Raw genomic sequence first — 21,650 nt, 5'->3', positions numbered from 1 at the left:
GATATAACATCAATCTATCTCTGAATTTTGCCAAATTATCCGGGCGAAACTCAGATGAACAGAGGGAGTCACCCGCATGTCATTATCTAACTCGTTGAAAAATTTTGATCTTGATTCCAATACGAATCCGATTGTTGCCATGAAGGTTCAGCAGGGGGCGCGTGATGAAGAGCTTCCGCTCCATATACACAGAAAAGGGCAGCTGATATTGACGTTGCATGGCGGGGTCACCAGCCTTTCACCCAATGCCTATTGGATGGTGCCGGCAAACTGTGCGGTCTGGATCCCGGCGGGGCAGCCCCACAGCAACAGAGTGACAACTAATGCGGAGGTTCTGTTTTTATATGTGGAACCGAATGTTCCGGGTATGCCGCAGGAGTGTTGTACATTACAAATAAGCCCGATGCTGCGTGAAATGATGAAACACCTGGAGAGCTGTCCACAGGATTACACCTGCGACAGTCATATCGCGAGATTTGCTCACGTTATGCTTCACGAACTTACCATGATGCCGGTTGTACGGCTGAGCCTGCCAATCAGTGATAATGTAAAAGTAAGAATGCTGGCAGATAGTCTGATGAACCATCCGTGGGACAGAAGCTCGCTTGATATCTGGGCGGGAAGGCTGGCAATGAGTAAACGCACATTTGAGCGATTTATCCTGAGAGAAACAGGAATGACGTTTGGACGCTGGAGACAACAGCTTCAGTTGTTGGTAGCGATTCGGCTGCTTGTCACCGGGACCTCGGTTCAGAATACCGCCTTTGAGCTGGGTTATGATTCAGTCACGGCATTTATCACCATGTTCAAAAAAATATTGGGAACAACCCCGGGGCGCTATCTCGAACAGTAATGCCTTGATATTTATATGCTATATATACTTCCCCCGGTTTTATCCAGGCAGTTTCTCCTTTTCTTATATGCCTATCCATTTGTTCACCAACTATTCAGAATACCTCATTCCGTTTGCATTACGGCGATCATGGGACAACGTACCTGATTTTCTGTCAATACAGGAAGATTTGACACGTAATAACAGTAACAAAAGGACACAGGCTTGTTTTATCCGGATAATAATTGAATATTGTATTTTACCCGGATATAATTTGGTTTTGGACTTCTGAAGGTATTACTATGACAACGGTAGCCCCACCATCCTTTACCAGCTTTGACGGCTGGAAACGTATTGCCTGTGGCAATCTGGAAACCAACGCGCTGGCGGTAAAACGGGCGATGGAATCCGGTCCCTCAGGGCCGTTATTGATTTTTAACGACGATACCGGCGGTGTCCTGGACGTCGATCTGCGCGGAACTGACGCCGAGGCATTAGCCCGGCTACCAAAAGAGTTCCTGAGCGACGGAATAAAAGAACCGGAATCTGCCGAAGCCGATCAATCCCCGCTTCAGCCACAGCCGCGTGGACGCGGGCGACCAAAGCTTGGTGTGGTCGCCCGCGAGGTCACACTTCTGCCCCGTCACTGGGATTGGCTGTCGGCACAGCCGGGAGGGGCGTCGGTCGCATTGCGCAAGCTGGTGGAAGAGGCTCGTCGCAGCAATGCACCCCGCGACGAGAGGCGCAGAATTCAGGAGCGGGCTTATCGGTTTATGTCGGCAATGGCGGGCAATCTGGACGGCTTTGAAGAAAGTACGCGTGCACTGTTTGCCGGAGACACGGAGAAATTTATTCAGCTCATTGCCGGGTGGCCTTGTGATATCCGCGATTATGCGCTGAGTTTAGCTTCCTGTAAGGGAGCCTGACGCAATGAACCCTATGATCAGTAATTATGAATCGGGCCGGAACAGAAAATGACTATTCACAAAGTCAATGACATAGAGTTGTGCTGCGACAGTTTCGGCGATAACAATGCCACAGCCATTCTTTTAATCGCCGGTCTCGGAACACAAATGATCCGCTGGCCGGTCTTGTTTTGCGAAATGCTGGCAGCAAGAGGTTATCGGGTGATCCGCTTCGACAATCGTGATACCGGTTGCTCATCACATTTTACGGGCTGTCCCGCACCGGATTTCGCCGCACTGGCTGCTGCTTTTGCTGCCGGACAACAGCCTGATGTGCCTTATACATTGTACGACATGGCGGGCGACGTGGTTGGCTTGCTTGATGCGCTGGGTATAGAACGAGCTCATCTTGTCGGCAGATCCATGGGCGGCATGATTGCTCAGATAGCAGCAGGTCAATATCCGGAGCGGGTAATGTCGCTGACATCGATTATGTCCGGTACGGGAAATCCGGCTCTTCCTTCCGCTTCGCCGGAGGTTATGGCGATGCTGACACAGCGTGTGCCAAATCCTCAGGAGGATGAAGCCGGATTTCTGGCGCACAGCCTCGCTTTCGCCAGGCTGATAGCCAGCCCCGGTTATCCGTTTGACGAGGACGCCCACCGGGCGCTCATTCAGGAGGAGATCAGCCGGTCCTGTGACTCAACCGGTTTCGGGCGACAGATTGCCGCGATCGCCGCCACAGGTGATCTTCGTCCGCTGTTGGCCGGGATCACTGTGCCTTCATTGGTTGTGCATGGAGCGGACGATCTTCTGGTTCCTGCTGCCTGCGGCAAAGATACTGCCTCTTCAATAAGTGGATCGGAGTTCATGCTTATTGACGGAATGGGTCACGACCTGCCATCTCAACTTTATCAGAGAGTGACAGACGGGATTGACAGGGTTGCGCGAGGCTTCCCGTACTCCGGATAATATCAACCGGGCGATACCCGGTGATCAGCTACTGCTTCCGGCAAGGACTTTTGCGGGAGCAGAAACACACATAGCGACAGCCGGACAGCGCCGGTTTTTTCAGTTTGATCTGCATCAACTGACATTAGTTAATCTTCTGATTTTACAGTGATGAACTGATAAGTGATGGTTATGTATCCTGTGTTTTTATTATCAGCAAAGGATCTGTCTGTATTATTAAATAATGTTCACCTGTAAAAAACATTATGTTTTTTTTATCTTAATGTGCGTTTTTTTACTTACCCTTTCTTATTTTCTTTCAGTAAGATTTCACTTACTGCAATACCGCACCCTGCTTTTCTGACACTACTCTGCGACGCTAAAAACATGAATAACAGACATAAAATGGTCCTCTCCCGCTTCTTACCCGGCGCGGCACTCTTTTTTATTGCCGGTTCGGCTCTCAGTGCCCCGGGCGATCAGCCCGTTATTCCCCCGGAAAAACGGGTAAGTGACCAGCAGTTTATTCATCAGCAACAGCAGCAGGACGCACTGGATGCACAGTTCGGTGCCAAAGCCCCGGATGTCCGCCTTGCCGCCCCGGTTATCTCATCCGGTAAGCTGATTTTCCCGCAGGAAACACCGTGTTTTGAGATTCGCCGGGTGACCGTCAGTGGGACTGAATCACTGCCGCACTGGCTGCCGTTACAGCGCCTTGCAAATGAAGGTACGGGGCAATGTCTCGGCGTGCAGGGCATTAATCTGCTGATGGCCAATATGCAGAACCGCCTGATCAGCCACGGCTGGGTGACCACCCGCGTACTGGCGCCACAGCAGGATCTGACTCAGGGTACCCTGGCGCTGACCGTCATTCCCGGGCGCGTGCGCCAGGTGCGTTTTACGGACGATTCAGATAAGTACGCCACCCTTTACACCGCCATGCCTGCCCGCGAAGGCAATGTGCTGGATTTGCGGGATATCGAGCAGGGGCTGGAGAATTTACAGCGTCTGCCGACCGTCGAAGCGTCAATGGAGCTGGTGCCCGGCGATGAACCCGGCGAAAGCGACATTGTTATCACCCGCAAACAGAAAAAAATGTGGCGGCTCAATGCCTGGGTGGACAACACCGGCACGGACAGTACCGGGAAAAATCAGGGCGGGCTGATGTTCGCGCTGGATAACCCGTCCTCCCTCAGTGATCTGTTTTACGTGACCGCCACCCGTGATCTGCTGTTTACCAACGGCAAAGGCTCCACCAACTACAGCGCCCATTATTCTGTGCCGCTCGGTTATTGGCAGTTAGCCCTGACCGGCAGCAAATACGATTACGTGCAGACGGTGGCGATGCTCAACAGCGATGCCCGTTACAAAGGGCGCAGTGAAAGCCTTAATGCGCAGCTCAGTAATGTGCTGTACCGCGATGCGACCGCGAAAACCACCCTGAATTATGGCGTGAACTTTCGCCAGACCCGCAACTATATTCAGCAAACGGAAATAGAGAACCAGAAGCGCCGTACCAGCACCTGGAAGGTCGGGCTGGATCACCGGCAGTATTTTGGCGCGGCGATTCTGGATGCGGGCGTCAGTTACCAGCGCGGCACCCGCTGGTTTGGTGCGATGCCGGCGTGGGAAGAGTACCGTGTCCGTGACAGTGAAGATTACGCCACCGCACTCTCCCGTATTTTACAGTTCTCCGCCTCACTGACGGTGCCGTTTGCCGCCGGAGAGCAGCATTTTCAGTATCAGAGCGAATACCTGCGCCAGTTAAGCGGCACCCCGCTGACGCCGCAGGATCAGTTTTCCATCGGTAACCGCTGGTCAGTCCGCGGCTTTGACGGTGAACGTACCCTGAGCGGCGATGACGGCTGGACGGTACGCAATACCCTCACCTGGTTTACCCCTGTGCCGCAGCAGCAACTGTATCTCGGTATGGATTACGGGCGCGTGGACGGGCACAACCGCGACTGGCTTATCGGGCAGACCCTGGCAGGCGGCGTGATTGGTCTGAAGGGTGCGTGCTCCCCGGCCGGTCTCTCTTATGATTTCTCTGTCGGCACGCCGCTGTCCAAACCGGACGGCTTTAAAACCGACAATGCCGTATTTAATTTTAATATCAGCTGGCAGTACTGACGGGTACTGATGATGACTGCACTGATAGTGCAAAGGAATGAGCAATGAATAAATACTGTTACCGGATTATTTTTAACAAAGCCCGTCAGATGATGATGGTGGTGTCCGAACTGGCGAAAAATCACAGCAGTGATAAAACCCGCGGACAGAACGGTGCGGATCTTACCCCGCTGACCGCCACCCTGTCGCCGTTCCGGCTTGCCATGATGCTGCTGCGCGGCAGGGTTGCGTTGCCTGCGGTGGCGGGCGGGATTGTGGCGGACGGCTCCGCCCCCGGCAATCAGCAGCCGACCGTGATTTCCTCTGCCAACGGCACGCCGCAGGTCAATATCCAGGCACCGAACCATGACGGTGTCTCACGTAACCAGTACAGTCAGTTCGATGTGGACAGCAAAGGTGCGATCCTCAATAACAGTGCGGTCAACACACAGACGCAACTGGGCGGGCTGGTTACCGCCAACCCGTGGGTGGCAAAAGGGGAAGCAAAGATCATCCTCAATGAGGTCAACAGCGCCAACCGGAGTCAGCTCAACGGTTTTATTGAAGTGGCCGGTAAACGGGCGGATGTGATTATTGCCAACCCGGCGGGGATCACCTGTAACGGTTGCGGCTTTATCAATGCCGGACAAACTACTCTGGCCGCTGCACAGGCGCTGCTGGAGCAGGGACGAATCAAAGGGTTTGATGTCGATAAAGGCCAGATTGCGATCACCGGCAAGGGCATGAACGACGCACAGAGCAACTACACGCGGCTGATAGGCCGTGCCGTGGAAGTGAATGCCAAACTGCATGCGCAGGATCTGACCATCACTACCGGGCGCAATATCACTGATGCGCAGGGCAATGTGGTCAAACAAAAAGCGGCAGACGGCACGACACCGGCCTTTGCACTGGATGTGGCTGCGGTCGGCGGCATGTATGCCAATAAAATCAAACTGGTCGGCACCGAACACGGGGTCGGCGTGCGCAATGCGGGTACTATCGGGGCGCAGGTCGGTGAACTGAGTTTATCCGCTGACGGTAAATTGCAGAACAGCGGTATTCTTACCGCAACAACTGACGTAAAAGCGACACTGACAGACAACATCACCAATACCGGTACCGTCAGCGCCGGACGGGATGTGCAGCTTAAAACAGCCGGAGATACGGATAACCAAAAACAGATCCTGGCGGGACGCACGTTCACCTCTGACAGTCAGGCGCTGAACAATGCTGCAGGGGCTGTGATGGCGGCCGGTGTGGATAAAGACGGCAAACTCACGCAGACCGGGGACATGACCCTGACGGCAGCGAAAGCCGCGACCCTGAACGGGCAGCAACTGGCGCACGACCGCATGGCGGTGACTGCTGATAACATTTCACTGCAGAACAGCCGCACTGCTGCCGGAAACATGGCACTGAATTCTGCCACCGGGCTTAATCTGCAAACCGCGGATGTCTCCGCCTCCGGCACCCTGACGGCGGTTGCACCGGACGGTATTGATAACCGCAGCGGCAAACTGACCGCCGGGGCGCTGCAACTGACCAGCCGTAAACTGGATAACACGCAGGGGCAGATTATCCAGACCGGTACAGATGCGCTGATGTTGGATCACAAAGACGGCATCATCAATAACAGCGGTACGATCGCCGCCAACAGCCGTGATCTCACCCTGAATGCAGATAAGATTGACAACCGCACCGGGCGCATACAACACGCCGGAGAGGGCACCGCCCGTATCACCACCCCGGATTATACCGGGCAGAACGGCGTGATTGTCTCCAACGGGCATCTGATGATGAAAGGCGGGGCGTATCAGCTGGACAGCAGTGAAACCTCCGCCCGCACTATCAGCGGGGAGATGGTCGCTCTGTCTCACCGCGACGGCAAAATGGTGCAGCGCGACAGCGGTGCACTGACACTGGCGGTACAACATGCTCTCGATAATACGCAGGGCGTGATTGCCGGACAACATCTGACCCTCAGCGCAGAGACACTGAGTAATCAGCGCGGTAAAATTCAGGGCAGCGGCGATGCTGCTCTGACCGTGACAGAAAAAACCGATAACCGCGAAGGCGATATCCGCGGCGGCAAGCAGCTGACATTATCCGCCCGTGAACTGGACAACACACAGGGCACCACCGCCGGACATGAAAAAACGGCGGTCACCACCGACACGCTCACCAACACCGGCGGCACGTTGATTGCCGGTCAGAGCCTGACGGTCACCAGCGGCAGCCTCAGCGGTGACGGGGATGTGCTCTCCTCCGGAGATTTGTCGCTTACCCTGAATGACGCCTTTACCAACCGGAAAAAAGTACAGGCCAACGGCAGTCTGACCCTGAATGTGAAAAACGGTGTTCAGAATGAGGCACTGATACAGGGCGGTAAGGCGGTGACGATTATAACCTCACAGCTCACCAACAACCGTGATGCGGAAATCAGTGCGGATAACACCACACTGACAGTACAAAACACCCTCACCAACACCGGACTGATTGACGGCGTCAATACCCGTATCAGCACCAAAACGCTGGACAATACCGCCACCGGGCGGATCTATGGCGATGATATCGCGCTTCAGGCTGATACCCTCAATAACAGCGCGGTCGCCGATAAATCCCGCTCGGCGGTGATTGCCGCCCGCAACAGCCTGAATATCGGCACCAAAACACTGAATAACGAAGGACAGAGCCTGATTTACAGCCAGGGCTTGCTGAACATCGGACGCACACTGGATGCGGACTACCGCGCCACCGGCAGCGCCGATCTGTTTAATAATCTGGGCTCCACCCTGGAATCGCAGGGGGATATGACGCTAAATATCCGGGAAATCAATAATATCAATACTGACCTGGTGACCCGGATTGAGGTTACCAGCCGCAAAAAATATCATGAAGGCGTACTGAGCGGGCATACACAGCGCGTTGACTGGAAAGATATTAAGCGGGAGAAGAAAAAATACGGTGTACATGATGCCGTTATGCCTGACGGAAGCCGGGATAATGAATTTTATGAATATGATTACACCCGGACGATTGAAGACACTCTGGTCGTTACCACCGAACCCGGCGTGATCCAGTCCGGTGCCAATCTGACCATTAACAGCGACAAGCTGCTGAACAAGGACAGCCGTGTGCTGGCAGGCGGTCTGCTGACCGGCACCATCGCTGATTTGCAGAACATTGCCACCAAAGGTGTGCATATTGTCACTGATATCGGTAAACAGACCCGTTGGTACGCGAAAAAGAAAAAACGGAAAATCGGTGGCACCAAAACATCGCAGGGGAAATCTAACAGCCGGTATCGTCCTGCTCCGGTTATCATCGATACCGACCTTGGTGTACATAAATGGGAAATGAATGCGCAGACGGATATTCAGGCTGTGGATACGTCAGGACGCACAGCCACGGCGATCATTGATGTACCGGTGACAGGGGAAACCGGCGGCACACAGGCAGACACCGTGATCCGCACCGGCAATGATAATATTACCCTGCCAAATAACAGCCTGTTTAATCTGAAACCGGGCAGTGACAGTCAGTATCTGGTGGAAACCGATCCGCGTTTTACCAACCGTAAAAAATGGCTGGGCACAGATTACATGCAGACCGCGTTGCAGAGTGATCACAGCCAGATGCATAAGCGGCTGGGCGATGGCTATTATGAGCAGAAACTCATCACTGACCAGATTGTGGCGCTCTCCGGTCAGCGCTACCTGGGGGATTACCGCAACGATGAAGAGCAGTTCAAAGCCCTGATGGATAACGGCATCACCTTCGGCCAAAAATATAATCTGACTCCCGGCGTGGTACTGACCGCCGGGCAGATGGCGCTGCTGACCGGTGATATGGTGTGGCTGGTTGAAAAAACGGTCACTCTGGCGGACGGCAGCACCGAAACGGTCCTGGTGCCGCAGGTCTATGCCCGCATCAAACCGGGAGACTTAACCGGAGATGGCGCATTGCTGGCGGGTAAAAACACCCAATTTACCGTTAACGGACAACTGGTTAACAGCGGCAGTATCCTCAGTAAAAATACCCTGAATATCAATGCCGGGGACATTCTCAATCAGGGCACGATAAGCGGTAATGATGTGCTGCTTAACGCACAACGTGACCTGAATAATCTTGGCGGTACCCTGATTGGCGGTGATTCCCTGACGGTGAATGCAGAGAATATCCGCAGTGAAACCACCCTGGCGGGAGAGGCGGACAACCGCAATCTCAACCGCATTGCGGGTGTGTATGTTCAGAATGACGGCGGCAAACTGACGCTGAGTGCTAAAAATTCCGTCACCCTGACCGCGACAGACCTTGCCGCGCAGGGCAAAGAGAGCAAAACCACCATTACGGCCGGGAATGACATCACACTGGGTACCGTCACCACCACCCATACCGAAAACGGCGACTGGGGCGGCGGTAACTACCGGCACGTCGCAGAGCAGACGGATGTCGGCACCCAACTGCGCGGCGGGGATATTACCCTGAACGCCGGGCGCGATATGAGTGCCACAGCGGCAACAGTCGATGCCAAAAATGCCCTGAACGTCACCGTCGGGCGGGATATCACGATAACCTCCGGCAGCGCTGTTTCTGACCTGACGGAGCACAGCAAACAGAGCAGTAAAGGCTTGCTGTCTGCCTCCTCACTGGAAACCCATGATGAAGTGCACCGCAACGAGGCGGTCAGCAGCCAGTTCGGCGGCGACACCGTCACGCTGAAAGCCGGTAATAATCTTACCGTGGAAGGCAGTCAGGTGATTGCGGATAACGACCTGACCGCCACGGCCGGGAAAAATATTACCGTCACCACCACGGATGAATCCCGTGAGGAAACGCATCTTCGCGAGGAGAAAAAATCCGGTCTGCTGAGCTCCGGCGGGATTGGTTTCACCATCGGCAAGCAGTCCCTGAAACAGACCACCGACAGCGACAGTCAGCTGCACAAAGGCAGCACGCTGGGCAGCACGGACGGCAGTGTCAGCCTGACCGCCGGAGAAAATCTCACCGTTCACGGCAGTGATGTGGTGGCGAAAAAAGATATCAGTCTCACCGGGCAGTCTGTCGCGGTCACCGCAGCTGAAAACACCCGTACGGAACTGACCAAAACCGAACAGAAGCAGAGCGGACTGACACTCTCCCTGAGCGGCACCGTCGGCAGTGCCATGAACACGGCCGTGCAGGCGGCACAGGACTCGAAAGACACGGATGATGACCGCCTGAAAGCACTGAAAGGTACGCAGGCCGTGCTGTCCGGTTATCAGGGCAAACAGTCGTGGGACATGAGTAACGCGGCCTCTGACAAAGCCGATGCCGTTAATGGGGCGGGCGGCAATGCTGAAAAACCGGATGATGTTATCGGTATTCAGATTTCTTACGGCAGTCAGTCCTCAAAATCTGAAACCCGTACCGACCGTACTGACGCCCAGGGCGGGCAACTGGGTGCCGGGCGTGATATCCGTATCACAGCGACCGGTGATAAAACGCAGGACAAAGGTGATATTCTCATTCAGGGCAGTGATGTAAAAGCCGGGCGCGATGTTGTGCTGGATGCGACCCGTGACATCATCCTGACGTCTGCGGAAGAGATGCAGAAAACTGACGGAAAAAACAGCAGCAAAGGCGGCAATCTCGGCGTGGGTATTACTGTCGGTCAGGGCGGCTGGGGCATTAAATTCTCCGCCGGTGTCAATGCCGGAAAAGGCAGTGAGAAAGGCGATGGTCTCACCCACCGGGAAACGGTGATTGACGCCGGGCATCAGGTCACGCTGAAATCCGGGCAGGACACGACCCTCAAAGGGGCGCAGGTCAGCGGTGAACAGATTACCGTCAATACCGGGCGCAACCTGACGCTGGAAAGTGAACAGGACAGCGATAATTACGACAGCAAACAGCAGAATGTCAGCGCCGGTGCCAGCTTTACTTACGGCTCCATGAGCGGCTCAGCCAGTGTGAACGTCAGCCGTGACAAGATGCACAGCACCTATGACTCCGTGCAGGAGCAGACCGGGCTGTTTGCCGGAAAAGGCGGCTATGACATCACCACCGGCAAACACACGCAACTGGACGGCACGGTCATTGCCTCAACGGCGGATAAGGACAAAAACCGCCTTGATACCGGTACGCTGGGCTTTAATGATATTGAAAACAAAGCAGAATATAAAGTTGAACACCAGAGTGCAGGCTTCAGTTCCGGCGGTATGACCGGCTCCGGCGGGTTCGGCGGGGCGGGCAGCCAGCTGGTCTCCAATCTGACCTCAAATACCCTGGTGGGCGTCAACAACAGCGGCAAAGAGAGCAACACCACCCATGCGGCGGTCTCGGACGGCAAATGGATTATCCGCGACACGGAAAACCAGAAACAGGACACGGCAGACCTGAGCCGTGACACCGACCACGCACACACGGCACTCAATCAGATTTTTGACAAGGAAAAAGAGCAGAAGCGTCTGCAGCAGGCACAGGCTATCGCGGATATCGGGACGCAGGTGCTGGATATCTATGATACCAATGCCAGAATTGACGCGATGCGCGAAGCGACAGAAAAACTGAAGGCGGAGAGTGCAAAAGCGCAGATAAAAGAAAATGCTGACGCCGAGTTAAGCAAACTGCGCGAAAAAGGTGACACAAAAACCAGCTATGATGCGGTATTAAAAAGCGAAGCTGACAAGTACTATAATGAACGAGTCAGTGACGCCCTGACAAAAAACGGGCAGCAGGTCGGCGGTAAAGAGCGGCAGGCAGTCACGGCGGTGGTTGCGGCATTCCAGGGGCTGGCAGGCGGAGATGTCAAAGCGGCCATTGCTAACGGTGCCGCGCCTTATCTGGCGGGAATGGTAAAAGACCTGACCTATAAAGGTAAAACCTATGAACAGCTGACGCCGGATGAAAAAGCAACCAACCTGGTGGCACATGCACTGCTCGCCGGTGTACCGCAGAAATGAACGGCGGCAGTGTCACCGGCGGAGCGGCAGGCGCCCTGACCGGTGAACTGGCGGCACCGGTTATCGCCGACCTGCTCTTTAACAAAAAAGTGAGTGACCTGAACGCGGATGAGAAAGTGCAGCTCAGCCAGCTCTCCACCCTGGCAGGTGGCCTGGCGGGCGGAATTGCCTCAGACTCAGTCGCAGGCGGCATCAGCGGTTCGCAGACGGCGAAGAATGCGGTTGAGAATAATGCAATGAATCCCCGTGTAATGGCTGCGGCAGAAGCGCGGAAAAAAAAATACAATTGAGAATTGGGAAGCAAGTAAAAAAAGCGGAAATAGAAAAAGCCTGTAATGGTTCTAATCCGATATCATGCCAAACAATGACAGCAATGGAATTCAGTATAATTGCCTGGCCTTTATTACCTGAAACTGCGGCAACAACGAGTATTATTGGCGCAACGGCGAATACAGGTATTCAATATGCATTTACACAATCCGTTGATTTAAATGATGTTATATTTGCGTATTGGACTGGTGCATTGACCGGAAATACCGGTTTTTGGGGAACTGTTAGTATCAATGCCTCGATGGGGGCAGGTTCTGCTTATGTTAAAGGGGAAGACCCATTAATGGGCGCCGGAACGGCAGGGTTTGGTTCCGGATTAGGGTATGGATTTGGTAGTGGGATAAAATATGGTGTCAATAAGTGGGGCTATTGGAAATCGAATGGCTTTGACCCCAAGTATAATCCACGCATACAAGGTGGTGCTATTCAGGGGCAATTGGGGTTGTCGAAAGATATGGGATCTGCTTCATTACCAAGTATTTTGGGAAATGCAGGAGCATCAGCTGTTACAGAAACATCCAATACCATTGTTCAAGAAGAAATTAAGGTTACTAATGATAAAAATAACAAATAAAAATATACTATATATTTTCACTATTAGTATTTTAAGTGGGATAGCTATTTTTTTTTATAATATCCTTATCTTTTTTTTATTGGTAAATCTATTATCTGGTTTTTTTTCTGATGAAGGCTTCTTTTATTCATCTGATTATTTTGTAAAAGCTTTTAAGGCAGGATTAATTACTGGTCCTATTATCGGGGTAGGTACGTGGTATCTAAGTTATAAGAAAAATAAAAAGCTGTTTTAGGGGTTCTGTCGGATTAAGGATCTCCGGTTATTCTCAATCAGGGCACGATAAAAGGTAATGATGTGCTGCTTAACGCACAACGTGACCTGAATAATCTCGGCGGCACCCTGATTGGCGGTGATTCCCTGACGGTGAATGCAGAGAATATCCGCAGTGAAACCACCCTGGCGGGAGAGGCGGACAACCGCAATCTCAACCGCATTGCGGGTGTGTATGTTCAGAATGACGGCGGCAAACTGACGCTGAGTGCCAGCGATTCCGTCACCCTGACTGCGACAGACCTTGCCGCGCAGGGCAAAGAGAGCAAGACCACCATTACGGCCGGGAATGACGTCACACTCAATACCGTCACCACCACCCGTACCGAACGGCGACTGGGGCGGCGGTAACTACCGGCACGTTGCAGAGCAGACGGATGTCGGCACCCAACTGCGAGGCGGGGATATCACCCTGAACGCCGGGCGCGATATGAGTGCCACAGCGGCAACAGTCGATGCCAAAAATGCCCTGAATGTCACCGCCGGTCGGGATATCACGATAACCTCCGGCAGTGCTGTCTCTGACCTGACCGAGCACAGTAAACAGAGCAGTAAAGGGTTGCTGTCTGCCTCCTCACTGGAAACCCATGATGAAGTGCACCGTAACGACGCCGTCAGCAGTCAGTTCGGCGGCGACACCGTCACGCTGAAAGCCGGTAATAATCTTACCGTGGAAGGCAGTCAGGTGATTGCGGATAACGACCTGACCGCCACGGCCGGGAAAAATATCACCGTCACCACCACGGATGAATCCCGTGAGGAAACCCATCTTCGCGAGGAGAAAAAATCCGGTCTGCTGAGCTCCGGCGGGATTGGTTTTACCATCGGCAAGCAGTCCCTGAAACAGACCACTGACAGCGACAGTCAGCTGCACAAAGGCAGCACGCTGGGCAGCACGGACGGCAGTGTCAGCCTGACCGCCGGAGAAAATCTCACCGTTCACGGCAGTGATGTGGTGGCGAAAAAAGACATCAGTCTCACCGGGCAGTCTGTCGCGGTCACCGCAGCTGAAAACACCCGTACGGAACTGACCAAAACCGAGATGAAGCAGAGCGGGCTGACACTCTCCCTGAGCGGCACCGTCGGCAGTGCCATGAACACGGCCGTGCAGGCAGCACAGGACTCGAAAGACACGGATGATGACCGCCTGAAAGCACTGAAAGGTACGCAGGCTGTGCTGTCCGGTTACCAGGGCAAACAGTCGTGGGACATGAGTAACGCGGCCTCTGATAAAGCCGATGCCGTTAATGGTGCGGGCGGCAATGCTGAAAAACCGGATAATGTTATCGGTATTCAGATTTCTTACGGCAGTCAGTCCTCAAAATCAGAAACCCGCACCGACCGTACTGACGCACAGGGCGGGCAACTGGGTGCCGGGCGTGATATCCGTATCACGGCGACCGGTGATAAAACGCAGGACAAAGGCGATATTCTCATTCAGGGCAGTGATGTAAAAGCCGGGCGCGATGTTGTGCTGGATGCCACCCGTGACATCACCCTGACGTCTGCGGAAGAGATGCAGAAAACTGACGGGAAAAACAGCAGCAAAGGCGGCAATCTCGGCGTGGGTATTACTGTCGGTCAGGGCGGCTGGGGCATTAAATTCTCCGCCGGTGTCAATGCCGGAAAAGGCAGTGAGAAAGGCGATGGTCTCACCCACCGGGAAACGGTGATTGACGCCGGGCATCAGGTCACGCTGAAATCCGGACAGGACACGACCCTCAGAGGGGCGCAGGTCAGCGGTGAACAGATTACCGTCAATACCGGGCGCAACCTGACGCTGGAAAGTGAACAGGACAGCGACAACTACGACAGCAAACAGCAGAATGTCAGCGCCGGAGCCAGCTTCACTTACGGCTCCATGAGCGGCTCAGCCAGTGTGAACGTCAGCCGTGACAAGATGCACAGTACCTATGACTCCGTGCAGGAGCAGACCGGGCTGTTTGCCGGAAAAGGCGGCTATGACATCACCACCGGCAAACACACACAGCTGGACGGCGCGGTCATTGCCTCAACGGCGGACAAGGACAAAAACCGCCTTGATACCGGCACGCTGGGCTTTAATGATATTGAAAATAAAGCAGAATATAAAGTTGAACACCAGAGTGCGGGCTTCAGTTCCGGCGGGTTCGGCGGGGCGGGCAGCCAGCTGGTCTCCAATCTGACCTCAAACACCCTGGTGGGCGTCAACAGCAGCGGCAAAGAGAGCAATACCACCCATGCGGCGGTCTCGGACGGCAAATGGATTATCCGCGACACAGAAAACCAGAAACAGGACACGGCAGACCTGAGCCGTGACACAGACCACGCACACACAGCGCTCAATCAGATTTTTGACAAAGAAAAAGAGCAGAAGCGTCTGCAGCAGGCACAGGCTATCGCGGATATCGGAACGCAGGTGCTGGATATCTATGATACCAATGCCAAAATTGACGCGATGCGCGAAGCGACAGAAAAACTGAAGGCGGAGAGTGCAAAAGCGCAGATAAAAGAAAATGCTGACGCCGAGTTAAGCAAACTGCGCGGGAAAGGCGATACAAAAACCAGCTATGACGCGGTATTAAAAAGCGAAGCTGATAAGTACTATAATGAACGTGTCAGTGACGCCCTGACAAAAAACGGGCAGCAGGTCGGTGGTAAAGAGCGGCAGGCGGTCACGGCGGTGGTTGCGGCATTCCAGGGGCTGGCAGGCGGAGATGTCAAAGCGGCCATTGCTAACGGTGCCGCGCCTTATCTGGCGGGAATGGTAAAAGACCTGACCTATCATGGTAAAAGCTATGAACAGCTGACACCGGATGAAAAAGCAACCAACCTGGTGGCACATGCACTGCTCGGCGGCGTGCTGGCAGAAATGAACGGCGGCAGTGTCACCGGCGGAGCGGCAGGTGCCCTGACCGGTGAACTGGCAGCACCGGTCATCGCCGACCTGCTCTTTAACAAAAAAGTGAGTGACCTGAACGCTGACGAAAAAACCCAACTCAGCCAGCTCTCCACCCTGGCAGGTGGTCTGGCGGGCGGCATTGCCTCAGACTCAGCCGCAGGCGGCATCAGCGGTTCGCAGACGGCGAAGAATGCGGTTGAGAATAACTTATTCGGTGGAAATGAAATAACACATACCCAATATGTGCAAGCTCACGGAAAAGATGTGATGTCCTGTGCTGATAACCCTGATTCAGAATCTTGTCTTAGAGGAATGGCAGCGAATAGAGCTTATGTGATGGCGCTTGCAAGTGGAGGGCTCATTTATTTACCGGGGGGGATGCAATTAACAGCTGCGATAGGAGGTAGTGCTAATGCTGGCATCCAATATATATTGACTGGGGAAATTAATCCCGAAGATGTTTTGATTGCTTCTTACGTAGGGGCTTTAACTGCCAATACCGGTTTAATTGGTACGGTGGGGTGGAATGCAACTGGAGGTGCTGCGTCTAGTTGGTTAAAAGATGAAGATCCTTTGATGGGGGCCACTATATCAGGCCTCGGAGCTGGCTTTGGTTATAGCACTGGTAAACTAATTAAGTTAGGTTCTAATAAATGGGGATATTGGGTATCTGATGGATTTGATCCTAAATATAATCCAAAACTTCAAGGTGGAGCGATTCAGGGGCAATTAGGTTTATCGAAAGATATGATGCCCGCTAAAACACCAGGGATTGCAGGGAATGTTGGTTCTTCATTAACTACCGAGGTTACTAATAGTTTGATTCAAGGGGAAGTTAAAAAATCACAGGAAGAAAATAATGCACCTAAAAACTGAGAAACTTATTTATTGGGTTTTTATAACAATACTGTGGGTTATCGCAATGTTTTCCATGGGAATTTTTGCATTTTTTATTGGTAGGGTTTACGTATGGTTATTTATGAATTCTGAATTTACATTTCCTTTAGAGTATGTAAGTGAATCAGGGAGGCTGGCATTGATAATAGGTCCTGTACTTGGGGGTGCTTCATGGTTTACGCGTTATTGGCGTAAGAGGTAACCAAGTATACAGTTGAGAATCATACATTTGGTCTCAACTCATTTTTGGATAATGGCAAGCCTGGTAGATTTAGATGCAACTTTAGCATTTTATTTAATAGGTAAGGGAATCACAGGTGATAAAATTGATGAGGGTTAGAAAATTAAATGATTATTGGTAACCCTTATCAGATTGCAGTGCAATTGGAACAAATTGATATTTTATGTTCTCCTAGCGGGGTTTTTAACTTCATCATTAACGATCGTTTAATTCCCGGCAGGGGAATTACTATAGATCTCTATGTTGTGATATCTTCCTTGAAAGAGAGTTTAAGTAACGGTTTAAAAAATAAAATACCTGATATTGGTGATACTCCTATTGAAAAAATGGATTTTTCAGAGGGAATGTCAGATAAATTGATATCTTTGAATGGTGCTGAATTACATGATTACGGGTGTGTATTTTGGCTTGGTTTTGATGGTGACGAAGAACGCTTAATTTATACGGTTGATTTTGAAGAAAACTTTATGGAGTTTAGGTATCCAAAAGGAACAATTGAGTTTTTAATCAAAAGCTTACCTCCAGAAAATTGTTTGGTTATGGAAAAAAAAGATAATTTCACAACGACAACGACAACGACAACGACAGGATAGGGTAATTGATGATTTTGTAAGTAATTCTGTGTAATCGCCGCTGTATTAAAGGTGACCGTTCAAGCGGTCACCAAACTCAAAAATAAAGCGGCTCGGTCTCCCTTCAGTATCAGCATAGTTGTCAGCCAACAGGATGGTCAGTTCATCAGCCAGGCATGTGAGGGTGAACTGGACAAAGGCTTTCAGCCCTGAAACCAGAAAAACATTTCTTTCCCGAAAAATACTTCCTTCTCCATTTTCGCCAAATATGCATCCAAAATCCTTAAATACACCGGTTTTACAATGAAGACCGATCCATGTTCAAGGATACCCCCTCATGTCAAAACTCACCAAACAACTCACCACGCTTGCACGGCAGGGCGGCGGCAGTTTTAAAACAGTGGCTGATCGTTCAAAGATGGCCGCGCTGAATATCCAGATCCGCGATGTGAAACACATCAAAACGTATCATATTGAAAAATATATCCGGAGCTGTCAGGCGGAGGGGATTTCAACACGCACACTGCAAAATGAGATGGCGGGGTGAGAAATATTTTAACCGTTGCCGGTCGGGGAAAACTGGCTGATCCGCAGCATGAGAAACTGAGCAATAAAGCCCTCGGGTTGGCTGGTGCGAGCCGTGACGGTACTAAGATTGCCATCAGTGCGGAGTGCTATCGGGCTGCGGTTTCCTGTGCAGAAAAACAAGACTCCGGTGTGGCGGCGGCACTGCAACTCGCCCGCTGCTTTGGGTTGAGAACGGAGGAAGCAGTGCAGTCGGTGAAGTCGCTGAAAACATGGCAACAGGCGCTGCTGCGCGGAGAGGCGAGGGTTCGTGTGGTATTCGGCACAAAGGGCGGAAAGCCGCGTGATATGACAGTGACTGACCAAGAGAAAATACTGCACGCAGTAAATCACGCCCTGACAGTGGCGATTGCGCAGAGCGGTCGCCTGGTGGACAGACCGGATCTGAAATCTGCGATTGACCGCTATCGCAATGTTGCCCGCAAACCCGTTGTAAAAGCTGATTTATTTCGGAAGGTAAACCGAGCTGATGTAGCCCTTAAAGGAGGAACGAACAGACTAAGTTTGACTTTGACGGGGAAGATCTGTAAAACTCGCACGCATAAAAAAAACAGACTTGCTAGAACAAGTCTGTTTTCTTGAGAGCTTTTTCAAACACGAGTAACAATGCTACTTTATGTTTTACCTTGCTCTTTTTCGCACCTGTCAGGATAACATCATGTTTAACTGACAAGCCGGTTCTGAATTAATTGGTGCCCGGACGCGGAATCGAACCACGGACACGGGGATTTTCAATCCCCTGCTCTACCGACTGAGCTATCCGGGCAACGGGACGTATTAAACCTGATTCTGTCCTGAGCGTCAATCCTATTTCATTAAAACTGTGTCAAGTGACGGTTTTTTCTGCGATTTATTTAGTTTTTAATCAAATACATCTGTTTTTTCTGCGGACAGGAAATTCCCGTCCGCAGAAATAATTAACGACGATAACCTTTCTGGAGATCGTTAACTTTACGCAGATAATTGCGGGACTCGCCTGACGGGTGTTTTGTTGTCAGTGTTTCATACACTTTACCCGGCTCCATGCCGCTGATGATGCGGGCGGCCTGTTTTTTATCACTGTGGAATACGCGCAACACACTGCCCGCGCCGCCGTTGTAAGCGGTGATGACGGCGTAACGTCGCGAGGTCGGGTTGCTTATCTCGCCAAGATACGTATTTTGCAGGATAGCCAGATAGGCAGTCCCGGTATCGATATTACTTGCCGGATCAAACAGATAGTTTCTGTTCGGTACACCGGAACGACCTTGTGATTTAAACACGTCACGTCCGGCGGTATTCGGCATGATCTGCATCAGACCCAGCGCATCAGAACGGCTGACGGCATACGGGTTGAAGCTGGATTCAGTCTGCATAATGGCCAGAATCAGTGATTCTTCCACACCATATTTTGCCGAAGCCTGACGGATAAACGGCAGATATTTGTGTGCACGCTGATCGAGATGGTTTGGTACCAGTTTCAGTGTGATGTAGCTAATCATCTGCGAACCGGACTGGCGGCGCTGCAATTTACTGGTAACCAGATAATCGGCAAATTTGGTGGCGCGCCATTCCCAGCGGACCGGCTGCCCTTCATTGTCCAGCACCTGACCAAACAGGAACGGTTCTTTACTGATGGTGACATCGTTAGCATCGGAATAAAGGTCAACCGATCCCGGGTCTTCGCCCATCAGTAATGTGCTGATAATCGCCTGGCGCAGGTGCGCTTCTGCCTCTGTCCCGGCAATGGTTTCAATGGTTACTGTACCCGCATCAAAGTTAATGTGAGAGCGGGTCTGATATTGATCGGTATATTTGACGTAATCTTTTGGTCCGGCAATCAGAACCTCTTTCATTCCCCAGATATTTTCTATGTTATGGGCGAACTGCCCCATCAGAATATCAAATCCGTTGGTATCCTTAACATACTCAGGACGGTAATCCGTCTGGTCTTGCGAACCGGTGCAGGAAGCCAGTAGCGGTGCAATAATCATCAGTGTGACAATTTTTTTTCATGGGTATAAATACGATGAAGTCCGGGTTCAGAAACAATATCAGAGCCGGTAGCGGCTCTGATATCAGGATTATTTCTCAGGCGGTGTGTAGCCTTCAATATGAATATCATGACCTTCAAACAGGAAATTGACCATTTCCTGCTCAAGCAGCTTGCGATCATCGGGATTCATGGTGCTGAGTTTTTTCTCATTGATAAGCATGGTTTGTTTTGACATCCACTGTTGCCAGGCTTCTTTGGATATCTCATTGAAAATACGCTTGCCTAATTCTCCCGGATAAAGCTGGAAGTCCTGACCATCGGCATCGCGCTGAAGAAAGGTGCAAAAAATAGTTCGGCTCATGTAACATCCTTAAAAATGGGGTATTTACCCGATTTGCTTTAGCAGGTTGTCCACCGGTGCGGCAAGGCCGATTGCCGGTGGATTTTGGCTGTTATACCAAATCCCGTCGCTGCCGTCCCGGACAGCAGTGCGATCAGTGATGTTTGTGGCAACGGGAACAATATCCAGATGAAAATGACTGAATGTATGACGGAATGCAATCAGTTGCTGCAGGGGAGTATGGCGGACATGCTGTTGCGCCAGCCATTCATGCAGGGCATCTTCGGTTTCAAATTGCGGAAAACTGTATAACCCGCCCCAGATTCCTTTTGCGGGGCGTTTTTCCAGCCAGATCTCATTATCCTGTTGCATGATAAGAAAATAAGCTGTTTTTTCCGGAATGGTTTTTTTCGGTTTTTTGCCCGGCCAGGCGGTCGGATTATGCTGCGCATAGGCGATACAGCCGCTTTGCAGCGGACACAAATCACATTTTGGCTTGCTGCGGGTGCAGACCATCGCACCCAAATCCATCATCGCCTGATTAAAATACTGCACACCGTCTGCCGGCGTGACGCGGGTTGAAATATCCCACAGCCGGTTTTCGACATCTTTTTTGCCCGGCCAGCCGTCAATGGCATAGCAACGCGCCAGCACCCGCTTGACGTTACCGTCCAGAATCGGGAAATGCTGGTTTTGCGATAATGATAAAATTGCACCCGCTGTTGAGCGCCCGACACCCGGGAGAGCAACAACATCCTCAAATGTGACCGGAAACTGCCCGCCAAACTCAGTGGCGATAGTCTGCGCTGCTTTATGTAAGTTACGGGCGCGGGCGTAATAACCCAGACCGGTCCACAGGTGCAGCACTTCATCCGTTGGCGCAGCGGCTAAATCAGTTATCGCCGGAAATCGGGCGATAAAGCGGTTAAAATACGGAATAACCGTTGCGACCTGGGTCTGTTGCAGCATTACTTCAGAGAGCCAGACATGATAAGGGCTTTTTTCCTGCTGCCATGGCAGGGTTTTTCTGCCGTAGCGGTGATACCACGTCAGAACTGATTGCGAAAATTGCAGTGCATCCATTGGAATATAATTATTGAATAATTTTAATTGTCTGGGATTCCAGCATACTGTTTTGCGACTGTAAACCAACTTTTACCGGAAATTGTGCAAAAGGTATGATTAACCGGTGCGAAGTGTGCTGTCTCTTGCTAAACTTGGCGCACTTTTCGCGTGCC

General features: G+C 51.9%; 13 protein-coding genes, 1 tRNA gene and 1 pseudogene. 11 read left to right on the top strand and 4 right to left on the bottom strand.

The annotated features are described in order from the left end of the window. The first annotated feature begins 76 nt into the window (after positions 1 to 76). The 11 genes and pseudogenes from AYY16_RS13565 to AYY16_RS13500 all read left to right on the top strand — a co-directional run bounded on the left by AYY16_RS13565 (position 77) and on the right by AYY16_RS13500 (position 18,679). On the top strand, positions 77 to 853 hold the full coding sequence (locus AYY16_RS13565) for an AraC family transcriptional regulator (protein ID WP_067367599.1): 777 nt from the start codon (positions 77 to 79) through the stop codon (positions 851 to 853). 281 nt (positions 854 to 1,134) lie between these two features. After that, positions 1,135 to 1,758 carry a DUF2239 family protein gene (locus AYY16_RS13560; RefSeq protein ID WP_067368321.1) on the top strand — a complete coding sequence of 208 codons (624 nt, stop codon included), beginning with the start codon at positions 1,135 to 1,137 and terminating at the stop codon, positions 1,756 to 1,758. A 48-nt stretch (positions 1,759 to 1,806) separates the two neighbouring features. Next, positions 1,807 to 2,709: an alpha/beta fold hydrolase gene (locus AYY16_RS13555; RefSeq protein ID WP_067367597.1), complete on the top strand. Its 903-nt coding sequence runs from the start codon at positions 1,807 to 1,809 to the stop codon at positions 2,707 to 2,709. Between the two features lie 366 nt (positions 2,710 to 3,075). Next, the gene (locus AYY16_RS13545) at positions 3,076 to 4,818 is read left to right on the top strand and encodes a ShlB/FhaC/HecB family hemolysin secretion/activation protein (protein ID WP_082970744.1); all 1,743 of its coding nucleotides are present in this window, start codon (positions 3,076 to 3,078) and stop codon (positions 4,816 to 4,818) included. 44 nt (positions 4,819 to 4,862) lie between these two features. Then, positions 4,863 to 11,744 carry a hemagglutinin repeat-containing protein gene (locus tag AYY16_RS13540; protein WP_235846309.1) on the top strand — a complete coding sequence of 2,294 codons (6,882 nt, stop codon included), beginning with the start codon at positions 4,863 to 4,865 and terminating at the stop codon, positions 11,742 to 11,744. Further along, positions 11,741 to 12,034, top strand: coding sequence for a VENN motif pre-toxin domain-containing protein (locus AYY16_RS21165; RefSeq protein WP_067367591.1), 294 nt, complete (start codon positions 11,741 to 11,743; stop codon positions 12,032 to 12,034). The genes AYY16_RS13540 and AYY16_RS21165 overlap by 4 nt, the downstream gene beginning before the upstream one ends. Continuing rightward, complete coding sequence (locus AYY16_RS13530) at positions 12,031 to 12,648, top strand: hypothetical protein (protein WP_067367589.1); 618 nt, start codon at positions 12,031 to 12,033, stop codon at positions 12,646 to 12,648. The genes AYY16_RS21165 and AYY16_RS13530 overlap by 4 nt, the downstream gene beginning before the upstream one ends. Before the next feature lie 297 nt (positions 12,649 to 12,945). Further along, a complete protein-coding gene (locus tag AYY16_RS13520) occupies positions 12,946 to 13,272 on the top strand; it encodes a hypothetical protein (protein WP_067367585.1) in 327 nt (108 codons plus the stop codon). Next, on the top strand, positions 13,211 to 16,678 hold the full coding sequence (locus tag AYY16_RS13515; protein ID WP_082970743.1) for a hemagglutinin repeat-containing protein: 3,468 nt from the start codon (positions 13,211 to 13,213) through the stop codon (positions 16,676 to 16,678). Before AYY16_RS13520 ends, AYY16_RS13515 begins: the two co-directional genes overlap by 62 nt. A 369-nt stretch (positions 16,679 to 17,047) precedes the next feature. After that, complete coding sequence (locus AYY16_RS13505; protein WP_067367576.1) at positions 17,048 to 17,533, top strand: Imm42 family immunity protein; 486 nt, start codon at positions 17,048 to 17,050, stop codon at positions 17,531 to 17,533. A gap of 316 nt (positions 17,534 to 17,849) precedes the next feature. Next, positions 17,850 to 18,679 (top strand): annotated as a pseudogene (locus tag AYY16_RS13500) (integrase domain-containing protein). A gap of 108 nt (positions 18,680 to 18,787) precedes the next feature. Here the strand turns inward: AYY16_RS13500 and AYY16_RS13495 are convergent. The 4 genes from AYY16_RS13495 to mutY form a co-directional block, all read right to left on the bottom strand. Further along, positions 18,788 to 18,863 (bottom strand) — tRNA-Phe (locus tag AYY16_RS13495). A 151-nt stretch (positions 18,864 to 19,014) separates the two neighbouring features. Continuing rightward, complete coding sequence (gene mltC, locus AYY16_RS13490) at positions 19,015 to 20,082, bottom strand: membrane-bound lytic murein transglycosylase MltC (RefSeq protein ID WP_268874156.1); 1,068 nt, start codon at positions 20,080 to 20,082, stop codon at positions 19,015 to 19,017. A 78-nt stretch (positions 20,083 to 20,160) separates the two neighbouring features. Beyond that, a complete protein-coding gene (locus AYY16_RS13485; protein ID WP_067367570.1) occupies positions 20,161 to 20,433 on the bottom strand; it encodes an oxidative damage protection protein in 273 nt (90 codons plus the stop codon). A gap of 24 nt (positions 20,434 to 20,457) precedes the next feature. Beyond that, positions 20,458 to 21,495 carry an A/G-specific adenine glycosylase gene (mutY, locus tag AYY16_RS13480; RefSeq protein ID WP_067368315.1) on the bottom strand — a complete coding sequence of 346 codons (1,038 nt, stop codon included), beginning with the start codon at positions 21,493 to 21,495 and terminating at the stop codon, positions 20,458 to 20,460. Between the last annotated feature and the right edge of the window lie 155 nt (positions 21,496 to 21,650).

Source organism: Morganella psychrotolerans (genome assembly GCF_001676155.1).
In the GTDB taxonomy this organism is placed as follows: Bacteria; Pseudomonadota; Gammaproteobacteria; order Enterobacterales; family Enterobacteriaceae; genus Morganella; species Morganella psychrotolerans.
Note: the sequence above shows the minus strand (reverse complement) of the source record. Positions and strands in the feature narration are given on the sequence as shown.

Bases quoted from the DNA above. Each gene is read 5' to 3' on its own strand.
- AYY16_RS13565 (WP_067367599.1), top strand. From the start codon at position 77: ATGTCATTATCTAACTCGTTGAAAAATTTTGATCTTGATTCCAATACG.
- AYY16_RS21165 (WP_067367591.1), top strand. From the start codon at position 11,741: ATGAACGGCGGCAGTGTCACCGGCGGAGCGGCAGGCGCCCTGACCGGT.
- AYY16_RS13540 (WP_235846309.1), top strand. From the start codon at position 4,863: ATGAATAAATACTGTTACCGGATTATTTTTAACAAAGCCCGTCAGATG.
- mutY (WP_067368315.1), bottom strand. From the start codon at position 21,495: ATGGATGCACTGCAATTTTCGCAATCAGTTCTGACGTGGTATCACCGC.
- AYY16_RS13545 (WP_082970744.1), top strand. From the start codon at position 3,076: ATGAATAACAGACATAAAATGGTCCTCTCCCGCTTCTTACCCGGCGCG.
- AYY16_RS13505 (WP_067367576.1), top strand. From the start codon at position 17,048: ATGATTATTGGTAACCCTTATCAGATTGCAGTGCAATTGGAACAAATT.
- AYY16_RS13555 (WP_067367597.1), top strand. From the start codon at position 1,807: ATGACTATTCACAAAGTCAATGACATAGAGTTGTGCTGCGACAGTTTC.
- AYY16_RS13515 (WP_082970743.1), top strand. From the start codon at position 13,211: ATGACGTCACACTCAATACCGTCACCACCACCCGTACCGAACGGCGAC.
- AYY16_RS13485 (WP_067367570.1), bottom strand. From the start codon at position 20,433: ATGAGCCGAACTATTTTTTGCACCTTTCTTCAGCGCGATGCCGATGGT.
- AYY16_RS13560 (WP_067368321.1), top strand. From the start codon at position 1,135: ATGACAACGGTAGCCCCACCATCCTTTACCAGCTTTGACGGCTGGAAA.